We start from the raw sequence: 9,956 nt of genomic DNA, 5'->3' as shown, positions 1-9,956 counted from the left end.
GAGTACGCCGACGGTGCCACGCCCGCCGGCGCCGAGATCGCGGTCGATGCCGCTCAGCACCTCGTCGAACAGGCCGGGCGCCCGGCCGAGCACACGCAGCACGTCGAGCGCCATCACATTGCCGGAACCCTCCCAGATCGCATTGACCGGCGCCTCGCGGTAATAACGGGCAAGCGGCGCTTCCTCGACATAGCCATTGCCGCCAAGGCATTCCATCGCCTCGTAGAGCAGCGGCGGCGCTATCTTGCAGACCCAGTATTTGACGACCGGGGTCATGGCGCGGGCGAAAGCCGCTTCGCCGCGGTCGCTGGCCGCCTCGTCGAAGGAACGCGCCAGCCGAAACGACAGCGCGGTGGCGGCAGCGACGTCGAGCGCCATGTCGGCCAGCACGCGCTGCATCAGCTGCTGCTCGATCAAATTGGCGCCGAACACCTGGCGGTGACGTGTGTGGTGCACGGCTTCGGCCAGCCCGGCACGCATGATCGCCGACGAAGCGACGGCGCAATCGAGTCGGGTCAGCGTCACCATGTCCATGATCGTCTTTACGCCCGCGCCGGGTTCGCCGACCATTTCGCCAATGGCATTCACGAATTCCACTTCGGACGAGGCGTTGGAACGGTTGCCGAGCTTGTCCTTCAACCGCTGGAAGCGGAAACCGTTGCCCGATCCATCGCCAAGAATCCGCGGAACAAGAAAGCACGAAAGCCCTTCCGGCGCCTGGCCGAGCACCAGGAAGGCATCCGACATTGGCGCCGACATGAACCATTTGTGGCCGGTGAGCCGATAGAAACCGCTGCCGGCGCGCTCGGCCCTGGTGGTGTTGGCGCGCACATCCGTGCCGCCCTGCTTCTCGGTCATGCCCATGCCGAGCGTCAGCCCGGTCTTTTCGACCGGAGGCTTTTGGCTCTGGTCGTATTTGCGCGTCGTCACCCTGGGCGCCCATTCGCGAAACAGCTTCGGGCTGGCCATCAGCGCCGCCAGCGATGCGCTGGTCATGGTGATGGGACAGAGATGCCCGGTTTCGAGCTCGGCCGTCAGGTAGAATCGGGCGGCGCGCACCTGATGGCGGCGCCCGACTTCGGCATCGCCATTTTCCCAGACCGAGGAATGCAGGCCGTTGGCCACCGACCGGCGCATCAACGCATGGTAGGCGGGGTGGAACTCGACCTGATCGATACGCCGGCCTTGCCGGTCATGGGTCCTGAGTTTCGGTGTCTCGACATTGGCAAGACGGGCCAGTTCCTGCGCCTCCTGCGTCAGCACGAAACGGCCAAGCCCGTCGAGATCCTTGCGCACCGGATCGGAAAAGCGCTCGGCAAGCTGGATCAGCAACGGATCGCCTCGCCACGCATTGCCGCCCGTCAGCGGCGGCGGCTGGTTGATCACGTCGTCGGTCACGAACTGTCCCTGTTGTCTGAAGGCTAAGAAGTTATCTGAAGGCTACGAATCCCAACCCGCTGGCGGTTATAGCCCAAGCGTTGCTGCGCGCGCGACGAAAAACCGGGGAGAAAGGCCGCAATCCAAAGCTGGTGCTTGCGGCTGCAAAATCTGAGCCCTATAGCAGCGCCTTGAGATGACCGACGCTTCGTCCCTGCCGCTTTATCCTCACCGCCATCTTCTGGGCATCCGCGATCTTTCCCCCGCCGACATCGAGCTTTTGCTCGACCGAGCCGACCGGGCGGTGGCGATCTCCCGGCAGCCGGAGAAGAAGACTTCGACGCTGCGCGGCCGCACCCAGATCAACCTCTTCTACGAAGCTTCGACCCGCACGCAATCCTCGTTCGAACTGGCCGGAAAGCGGCTCGGCGCCGATGTCATGAACATGTCGGTGGCGAGCTCCTCGGTGAAGAAGGGCGAGACCCTGATCGACACGGCGATGACGCTGAACGCCATGCGCCCCGACATACTGATCATCCGCCACCAGTCGGCGGGTGCTGCAGCACTTCTGGCGCAGAAGGTTGGCTGTTCGGTGGTCAATGCCGGCGATGGTGCCCATGAGCACCCGACGCAGGCGCTGCTCGACGCGCTGACCATCCGCCGCGCCAAAGGTCCGCTGTCGAAGCTGATCGTGGCGATCTGTGGCGATATCCTGCATTCGCGCGTGGCGCGCTCCAACATCATGCTGCTCAACGCGCTCGGCGCCCAAGTCCGCGTCGTGGCACCGTCGACGCTTCTGCCCGCCGGCATCGAGAAAATGGGCGTGATCGTCTGCCGCTCGATGGCCGAGGGGCTTAAAGACGCCGACGTGGTGATGATGCTGCGCTTGCAGCGAGAGCGCATGGAGGGTGCCTTCGTGCCTTCGGTGCGCGAATATTTCCGCTATTTCGGCCTCGATGCCGAGAAGTTGAAAGCTGCCAAGGGCGACGCGCTGGTGATGCATCCGGGCCCGATGAACCGCGGCGTCGAAATCGCTTCGGAAATCGCCGACGGCCCGCAGAGCGTCATCCAGGAACAGGTGGAGATGGGCGTGGCCGTGCGCATGGCAGTCATGGAGGCACTGCTCGACCCGCGTCGAAACCAAGAGGGGCGAAACCAAGAGGGCCGCGGCGCATGAGCACCACGGTCTTCGACAAGGTTCGCATCATCGACCCGTCGCGCGGCATCGACGAGGTCGGCGCAGTCATCGTCGAAGGCCGCAAGATCGTCGCCGCCGGCAGGGACGCGCTCAATCACGGCGCTCCTGAAGGCGCCACGATCATCGATGGCGCAGGCAAGGCGGTTATTCCCGGCCTGATCGACGCACGCGTCTTCATCGGCGAACCCGGTGGCGAACACCGCGAAACAATTGCCTCGGCCAGCGTGGCGGCGGCAGCCGGCGGCGTAACCTCGCTCGTCATGATGCCCGATACCGACCCGGTGATCGACAATGTCGCGCTGGTCGAATTCGTGCTGCGCACCGCCAAGGATACTGCCAGCGTCAACATCTTTCCGGCGGCGGCGATCACCAAGGGGCTTGAAGGCCGCGAGATGACCGAGTTCGGCCTACTCCTCGAAGCCGGCGCGGTCGCCTTCACCGACGGTCGCCACACCATATCAAGCGCGCTGGTCATGCGCCGCGCGCTGACCTATGCGCGCGATTTCGGTGGCGTCATCGCCCATGAAACCCAGGATGCCGACCTCGCTTCTACCGGCGTCATGAATGAAGGCCTCTATGCCAGCTGGCTCGGCCTTGCCGGCATTCCGCGCGAGGCTGAGTCCATTCCGCTGGAACGCGACCTGGCGCTGGCGCGGCTGACCGGCGGCGCCTATCACGCGGCCAAGATCTCGACGGCGATGGCGGCGGCAGCGGTCACGCGCGCCAAGGCCGACGGCGCCAATGTCACGGCAGGTGTGTCGGTCCACAATCTGTCGCTCAACGAGAACGATGTCGGGGAGTACCGCACCTTCTTCCGGCTGACGCCGCCGCTGCGCGCCGAGGAAGACCGGCTGGCGATGATCGAGGCGGTCAAGGACGGCACCATCGACATCATCGTCTCCTCGCACGACCCGCAGGACGTCGACACCAAGCGCCTGCCCTTCGCCGATGCGGCGGCTGGCGCCATCGGGCTGGAAACGCTGCTGGGTGCGGCACTCCGGCTCTATCACAATGGAGACGTGCCGCTGCTGCGGCTGGTCGAGGTGCTATCCACCGCCCCGGCGAAGCTCTTTGGCCTGCCCGGCGGAACGCTGAAGCCGAGCGCGTTGGCCGATCTCGCGCTGGTCGATCTGGACGAGCCATGGATCGTCAGCGAAGGCGGCATTCGCTCGCGCTCGAAAAACACCTGTTTCGAAGGCGCGCGGCTGCAGGGCAAGGTCTTGCAAACCATGGTGGCGGGACGCACAGTATTTTCGGCATAGTCGGCTGGACGCAGCGCTCGCAATCCGATTGACTTGAGAAACGCGAGAGGGAACAATGGCTTACGGTCCGGTCTTGGCACTTTTGTTCGGCTACCTGCTCGGCTCGATTCCGTTCGGGCTGCTGATCACCCGTGCCGCCGGCCTTGGCGACGTGCGCAAGATCGGCTCCGGTAATATCGGCGCCACCAATGTGCTCAGGACCGGCAACAAGGGGCTCGCCGCCGCCACGCTGCTGCTCGACGCGCTGAAGGGTACGGCCGCTGTGCTGATCGCCGGCCGCTTTGCTCCGGAGCTTGGGCTTTGGGCCGGACTTGGCGCTTTCCTTGGCCATCTCTTTCCGATCTGGCTCGGCTTCAAGGGCGGCAAGGGCGTGGCTACCTATCTCGGCGTGCTGATTGCCCTTGCCTGGCAGGTGGCGCTGATCTTTGCCGTCGTCTGGCTGGCGGTTGCGTTCCTGGCCCGCTACTCCTCGCTGGCGGCGCTGACGGCTGCGATCATCGTACCGATCGCGCTCTATTTCCTCAGCACACCGCAGGTTGCCGGACTGTTCGTATTGATGAGCCTGATCGTCATCATAAAGCACCGGGCGAATATCGAGCGGCTGCTGGCCGGCACCGAGGGCAAGATCGGGGCCAAGGGATGAGCCAGCGTTCCGCCGGGCCGCGCCTCAGCGACCGGCAGCGGCTGAGCTGGCTTCGCTTGATACGAACGCCGAATGTCGGCCCGGCGACCTTTCGCGATCTGATCAACCGCTTCGGTTCGGCCGAAGCAGCCCTTGAAATCCTGCCCGAACTGATGATCTCGGGCGGCGCCAGCCGCATCGCCCGCATCCCGTCAGTCGCCGAGGCCGAAGCCGAACTGGAAACCGCCCGTCGGGCCGGCGCCCGCTTCGTCGGCATCGGCGAGGCCGACTACCCGCCGCTGCTGAAGAGCATGGATCATCCGCCGCCGCTGCTCGCGGTCAGGGGCGAAGGCGCGGTGTTGCGCTTGCCGGCAATCGCCATCGTCGGCGCCCGCAATGCGTCGCTGGCCGGCATCAAGATGGCGCGGACGCTCGCCGCCGAACTAGGCCGCGACGGCTATGGCATCGTCTCCGGCCTGGCGCGCGGCATCGATACCGCGGCCCATCAGGGCAGCCTTGCGACCGGCACGATCGGTGTGTTGGCCGGCGGCCTCGATATGCCCTACCCGCCCGAGAATGCCGGCCTGTGCGACGAGATTGCCGAGCGCGGCGGCGCAATCATCTCGGAAATGCCGTTCGGCTGGCAGCCGCGCGCCCAGGATTTTCCGCGCCGCAACCGCCTTGTCGCCGGCGCTGCCCTGGGACTTGTCGTGGTCGAGGCCGCGCAACGCTCCGGCTCGCTGATCAGCGCCAGGCTTGCTGGCGAGATGGGCCGGCTGGTCTTCGCCGTCCCCGGCTCGCCGCTCGATCCGCGCGCCGCCGGCACCAACGGCCTGCTCAAGGACGGCGCCACCCTCGTCACCGAGGCATCGGACATTTCCAGCGCGATCGCACCGCTGGTCGGCACGCAGATGCCGAGGGCGCCGCTCGAGGAGCCGCCCGATTTCTCGGTGACGCCGCCGCCCGGCGAGGACGACCGCGCCCGTGTCATCGAGGCGCTCGGCCCGACGCCGGTGGCGGTCGACGAGATCATCCGTCACACCGGCCTGCATCCGGCCCAGGTTTTCATGGTGTTGCTGGAACTCGACCTTGCCGGCCGGCTGGAACGGCATGCAGGCGGGAACGTATCGCTGGTCCGATCGAGATCCCCCGTGAAAATGCTCGCCGACGCATCTCGATTGGCTCTTGCCGCAAACCACTCCGCTCGGGCCCGCGTCAAACCGATAAGGCAAATACCGGCGTAATCTGCAGGCACATCCACTGTCGTATCAAAGACGGCCCATGTGCTGGTCGGCTCTTGGACGGGCAAAAATCTCATAAAAGCACCTGCTAATATATGCCCTCGAACTTAGGGACCGGGCTTTGTTCCTGCATCGCTCAAACGAAGGAGAATTTCCGACAGGCGCCGCCTGATGCGTTGGCTTGGGCCGAGCGCCTGTCGGTGCCGTCGGCTTGGCTCGCTGGCGCGGAGCTCAGTGCAACTGTTGTCGCTCTTGTCGGGAAAAGAATGGCCGGCGCCACTTGGGGGCGTTGGGGTAGATTGCCTAATGGGCGCCGGCCAGGCGGAACCAGGTCCGCCGCCTGCGTATAAAAGCCAAGTTCGCGAGACTTGTTATGGTGTGATCGCGGAAGACTCAATTCCGAGCATCTGTCCGGAACCGACCCTGTTTTTGTTGGTGAGCGCGTCGGGGTTCGAACCCGAGACCTACTGATTAAAAGTCAGTTGCTCTACCGGCTGAGCTACGCGCTCCCGCGGGCCCAGATATGCCGCCCTCGAAATTGCGCGGAACATAGGGAGAGTGCCGCAACGGGTCAACCGGAAAAAGACAAAGCGAAAGCCAGGATTTTTCGCGGTGCCGGAGCGCCTCGCGCCACCGAGCCGGCAGGCGCTAGACAGTATTCGACAGGCGAGCGAAAGGCTGGCCATCAGCGCAGCGGCCAAGCGAGAGAAACATTACAAATCAGCGGCTTGCTATTTTTCGCGGAACAATTGCACGCCCTGCCCGTTTCCTCGCCACAAGGGACGTCAACCACCCTTCAAGGAGAAAGATCATGAACAAGATCATGTCGGGTCTGCTGGCGACCACTCTCTCGCTTTCGTTCGCTGCCGCGGAGATCGTGCCGGTCAACGCGCAGCCGACCTATGCGCCACTGAGCCAGGGGCTTTCGTCAAACGTCCAGTCCGTCCAGTATGAGCCTTGGCGGAAGCGGCACCTCAACCGCAATTTCTCCCGCCGAGATTTTTCGCGTCGCAACTTTGCCCGTAACGACGGGATGTATTGGCGCGGTCATCGCGGTTCGCGCGAATGGCGTCGCGGCTATCGCCGTCATGGCGACTACTGGTTCCCGCTGGCTGCCTTCGCCACTGGCGCGCTGATCACCGGCGCGATCGTTAACAACCAGAACCGCGTCTATCGGGGCGATGCCCATGTGCAGTGGTGCTATGACCGCTACCGGTCCTACCGTGCATCGGACAATACTTTCCAGCCTTATAACGGTCCGCGCCAGCAGTGCTATTCGCCCTACTGACGGCTGCCAGTCAGTAACAGCGTCGCTGAGAGCCCGTGCCTCCATTGGCACGGGCTTTCTCGTTGATCTGGTACGCAGGAAGGGATTCCCCGTTCAGCTAGCCCAGTCGATGGTCTTGATGGTCAGATATAAGCCTCCGCCTTCACTACGCGGACAACGGTAGGCACCGAGGGCGTCGCAAATTCGAACCATTACGGCGGTCAGTCCCCAACCGAGCGCTTCCACGTCGTCCGTGTCCGTCACAAACGCCTGAGTAAGTTCGTCAAGGCCGCTCAGTTCTCCGAAGGATCGAGCGAGCTTTGCGTCGCTAATGATTTGGGTAGGTACGTTTGAATCTGCCCAACCCCAACGCCAATTGCCAGCCTTTGCGCTCGTAGTGCCCGCTATCTGGATGTCGGCGACAACCTTGATCACGCCGTCCTCCGAGAACCGAAGCTTTCCATCCGTGAGGTCGTAGTCGTAACGAGCCCAATGGCCGAGGCGGAAATCATTCTCTAAGCGCATATTCTTGGCGTCAAGCTGATCGAAAGCCTCGTCGCGCCAAGCAGAATACCAGCCTGTATCCATTCCCCTCAACCGCCACTCACCACCCGATCGCTGCTTATTGCACGCTAAGAGTCCTGCGCACAGCGTCGCGCCAGCCCGCCAGTTTGGCGGAACGTATCGAAGCATCCATATCCGGCTTGAAGCGCCGGTCAAGCGCCCAGCTCCTGGCGAACTCTTTTGCCTTCGGCCACACACCCGCCTTCGAGCCGGCCAGCCACGCCGCACCCAGTGCCGTCGTCTCGAGAATGGTCGGACGGTCGACTGGCGCGTCGAGAATGTCGGCCAGTCGCTGCATGGTCCAGTCCGACGCCACCATGCCGCCGTCGACACGAAGCACGGTTTTGGCTGAAGCGCCCCTCCAGTCCTTGCGCATCGCGTCAAGCAGGTCGCGGGTCTGGAAAGCGACTGATTCAAGTGCGGCGCGGGCAAATTCCGCCGGGCCTGAATTGCGGGTCAGCCCGAAGATGGCGCCGCGCGCATCGGCGTCCCAATGCGGCGCGCCGAGCCCGACAAAGGCCGGCACCAGATAGACATTTTGTGTCGGATCGGCTGACGCCGCCAGGACACCGCTCTGCTCGGCCTTGCCGATCACCTTGATGCCGTCGCGCAGCCACTGCACGGCCGCACCCGCGATGAAGATCGAGCCTTCCAGCGCATAGGTGGTCTTGCCGTTCAGCCGATAGGCAATGGTCGTCAAAAGCCGGTTCTTCGAGCGCACCAGATCGCCGCCGGTGTTGAGCAATGCAAAACAGCCGGTGCCGTAGGTGGATTTCATCATGCCCGCCTCGAAACAGGCTTGGCCGATGGTCGCCGCGTGCTGGTCGCCCGCCACGCCGAGAATTCTGATCTCTGCGCCAAACAGACTTTTCTCCGTGATTCCATAATCATCGGAGCAATCCCTGACGTCAGGCAGCATCGCGGCCGGGATACGCAGGATGGAAAGCAGTTCGTCGTCCCAGGCGTTTTTCTCGATGTTGTAGACCAGCGTGCGTGAGGCGTTGGTGGCATCGGTGGCATGAACCTTGCCGCTGGTCAGCCGCCAGATCAGGAAACTGTCGATGGTGCCGGCCAGCAACTCACCCTTCTCGGCGCGTTTCCTGGCACCTTTCACCTTGTCCAGCATCCAGGCAATCTTGGTGCCCGAGAAATAAGGATCGAGCAGCAGCCCGGTCTTTTTCGTGAATGTCTTCTCCAGGCCCTGCTTCTTCAGCTTCTGGCACAGCGGCGCGGTGCGGCGGTCCTGCCACACGATGGCGTTGTGGATCGGCTTGCCGGTCGCCCTCTCCCAGATGACGACGGTCTCGCGCTGGTTGGTGATGCCGATGGCGGCGACATCGGAAGCCTCGCGGCCGGCATTCTCGAGCGCGGCCTTCACCGTTACGAGGACGCTTCCCCAGATTTCCTCCGGGTCGTGCTCGACCCAGCCAGAGGCCGGATAATGCTGGGTGAATTCCTGCTGCCCACTGCCGGCAATTTTCATCTTGTCGTCGAACAGGATCGCCCGGCTCGATGTGGTGCCCTGATCGATCGCTAGGATGTATCCGGTCATAGTCCCTCCCGGGTAGTCTTTTACACAAACAGGGGAGACGGCAAGATGCCGCCTCCCCCGATTTACGCGATGCCGGCGTGTCCGCCAGCACCAAAATTACTTCTGCCAGCTCTTCACCAGTTCGTCGTAGTTGATGGTGATCGGCTTTTCCTTCTCGTTCTCGATCTTCAGCTGGGGAGCGAGATTGCCTTTCTTGACGGCGTCGGCGTTCCAATAGGCGAGGTCATGCTCTTCGGCCATCTTCGGGCCGATATCGCCCTGGACGCCTGCCTTTTCCAAGCGCTCCATGACCTTTTCTTGCTCGGAGCAGAGCGAGTCCATCGCCTCCTGCGCCGTCTTGGCGCCCGATGAGGCATCGCCGATCGCCTGCCACCAGAGCTGTGCCAGCTTCGGATAGTCAGGCACATTGGTGCCGGTCGGCGACCACTGGACGCGCGCCGGCGAGCGGTAGAACTCGACCAAGCCGCCGAGTTTCGGAGCCCGTTCGGTGAAGCTCTTGTCGTGGATCGTGCTTTCGCGGATGAAGGTCAGGCCGACATGGCTCTTCTTCACGTCGACGGTCTTCGAGGTGACGAACTGCGCGTAGAGCCAGGCGGCCTTGGCGCGGTCGTCCGGCGTCGACTTCATCAGCGTCCAGGAACCGACGTCCTGATAGCCGAGCTTCATGCCGTCCTTCCAGTAGACACCGTGCGGCGACGGCGCCATGCGCCATTTCGGCGTGCCATCGTCGTTCAGCACCGCCTTGGCGCCGGCGTCGACCATGGAGGCAGTAAAGGCGGTGTACCAGAACATCTGCTGGGCGACCGACCCTTGCGCCGGCACCGGACCGGATTCGGAGAAGGTCATGCCTTGGGCCTCGGCCGGTGCGTAGGC

General features: G+C 63.7%; 9 protein-coding genes and 1 tRNA gene. 5 read left to right on the top strand and 5 right to left on the bottom strand.

Going from position 1 to position 9,956, the window contains the following annotated elements:
* A partial coding sequence (locus tag CN311_RS14995; RefSeq protein WP_097574572.1) for a DNA alkylation response protein occupies window positions 1–1,398 on the bottom strand: 1,398 nt, incomplete at its 3' end.
* Between the two features lie 175 nt (window positions 1,399–1,573).
* Here CN311_RS14995 and CN311_RS14990 point away from each other — a divergent pair.
* The 4 genes from CN311_RS14990 to dprA are packed head-to-tail and all read left to right on the top strand — an operon-like array spanning window position 1,574 to window position 5,703.
* Entirely contained in the window at window positions 1,574–2,554 is a 981-nt protein-coding gene (locus CN311_RS14990; protein WP_097574571.1) for an aspartate carbamoyltransferase catalytic subunit, read from the top strand.
* Window positions 2,551–3,837 (top strand): dihydroorotase, encoded by a 1,287-nt coding sequence (locus CN311_RS14985; protein WP_097574570.1) that lies wholly within the window; start codon window positions 2,551–2,553, stop codon window positions 3,835–3,837. The genes CN311_RS14990 and CN311_RS14985 overlap by 4 nt, the downstream gene beginning before the upstream one ends.
* Before the next feature lie 55 nt (window positions 3,838–3,892).
* A complete protein-coding gene (gene plsY, locus CN311_RS14980) occupies window positions 3,893–4,480 on the top strand; it encodes a glycerol-3-phosphate 1-O-acyltransferase PlsY (RefSeq protein WP_097574569.1) in 588 nt (195 codons plus the stop codon).
* Entirely contained in the window at window positions 4,477–5,703 is a 1,227-nt protein-coding gene (gene dprA, locus CN311_RS14975) for a DNA-processing protein DprA (RefSeq protein WP_245440833.1), read from the top strand. The genes plsY and dprA overlap by 4 nt, the downstream gene beginning before the upstream one ends.
* Window positions 5,704–6,133: 430 nt before the next feature.
* Here the strand turns inward: dprA and CN311_RS14965 are convergent.
* A tRNA-Lys gene (locus tag CN311_RS14965) sits at window positions 6,134–6,209 on the bottom strand.
* 302 nt (window positions 6,210–6,511) lie between these two features.
* Between CN311_RS14965 and CN311_RS14960 the strand changes: the two genes are divergently transcribed.
* A complete protein-coding gene (locus CN311_RS14960) occupies window positions 6,512–6,988 on the top strand; it encodes a BA14K family protein (protein ID WP_097574567.1) in 477 nt (158 codons plus the stop codon).
* A 93-nt stretch (window positions 6,989–7,081) separates the two neighbouring features.
* Here the strand turns inward: CN311_RS14960 and CN311_RS14955 are convergent, their stop codons facing one another.
* The 3 genes from CN311_RS14955 to CN311_RS14945 all read right to left on the bottom strand — a co-directional run.
* The gene (locus CN311_RS14955; protein WP_097574566.1) at window positions 7,082–7,555 is read right to left on the bottom strand and encodes a DUF6882 domain-containing protein; all 474 of its coding nucleotides are present in this window, start codon (window positions 7,553–7,555) and stop codon (window positions 7,082–7,084) included.
* A gap of 34 nt (window positions 7,556–7,589) precedes the next feature.
* Window positions 7,590–9,083: a glycerol kinase GlpK gene (glpK, locus tag CN311_RS14950; RefSeq protein WP_097574565.1), complete on the bottom strand. Its 1,494-nt coding sequence runs from the start codon at window positions 9,081–9,083 to the stop codon at window positions 7,590–7,592.
* 96 nt (window positions 9,084–9,179) lie between these two features.
* Window positions 9,180–9,956, bottom strand: a 777-nt coding sequence (locus CN311_RS14945) for a type 2 periplasmic-binding domain-containing protein (RefSeq protein ID WP_133117180.1), incomplete at its 5' end; no start/stop codon positions are given.

This window comes from Mesorhizobium sanjuanii (assembly GCF_002529485.1).
In the GTDB taxonomy this organism is placed as follows: domain Bacteria; phylum Pseudomonadota; class Alphaproteobacteria; order Rhizobiales; family Rhizobiaceae; genus Mesorhizobium; species Mesorhizobium sanjuanii.
The sequence above is the reverse complement of the archived record's forward strand: the minus strand, read 5'-3'. Positions and strand labels throughout refer to the sequence as shown.

Excerpts from the sequence above, each read along its gene's own strand:
- CN311_RS14990 (WP_097574571.1), top strand. The coding sequence starts at position 1,574 with ATGACCGACGCTTCGTCCCTGCCGCTTTATCCTCACCGCCATCTTCTG.
- CN311_RS14985 (WP_097574570.1), top strand. The coding sequence starts at position 2,551 with ATGAGCACCACGGTCTTCGACAAGGTTCGCATCATCGACCCGTCGCGC.
- plsY (WP_097574569.1), top strand. The coding sequence starts at position 3,893 with ATGGCTTACGGTCCGGTCTTGGCACTTTTGTTCGGCTACCTGCTCGGC.
- dprA (WP_245440833.1), top strand. The coding sequence starts at position 4,477 with ATGAGCCAGCGTTCCGCCGGGCCGCGCCTCAGCGACCGGCAGCGGCTG.
- CN311_RS14960 (WP_097574567.1), top strand. The coding sequence starts at position 6,512 with ATGAACAAGATCATGTCGGGTCTGCTGGCGACCACTCTCTCGCTTTCG.
- CN311_RS14955 (WP_097574566.1), bottom strand. The coding sequence starts at position 7,555 with ATGGATACAGGCTGGTATTCTGCTTGGCGCGACGAGGCTTTCGATCAG.
- glpK (WP_097574565.1), bottom strand. The coding sequence starts at position 9,083 with ATGACCGGATACATCCTAGCGATCGATCAGGGCACCACATCGAGCCGG.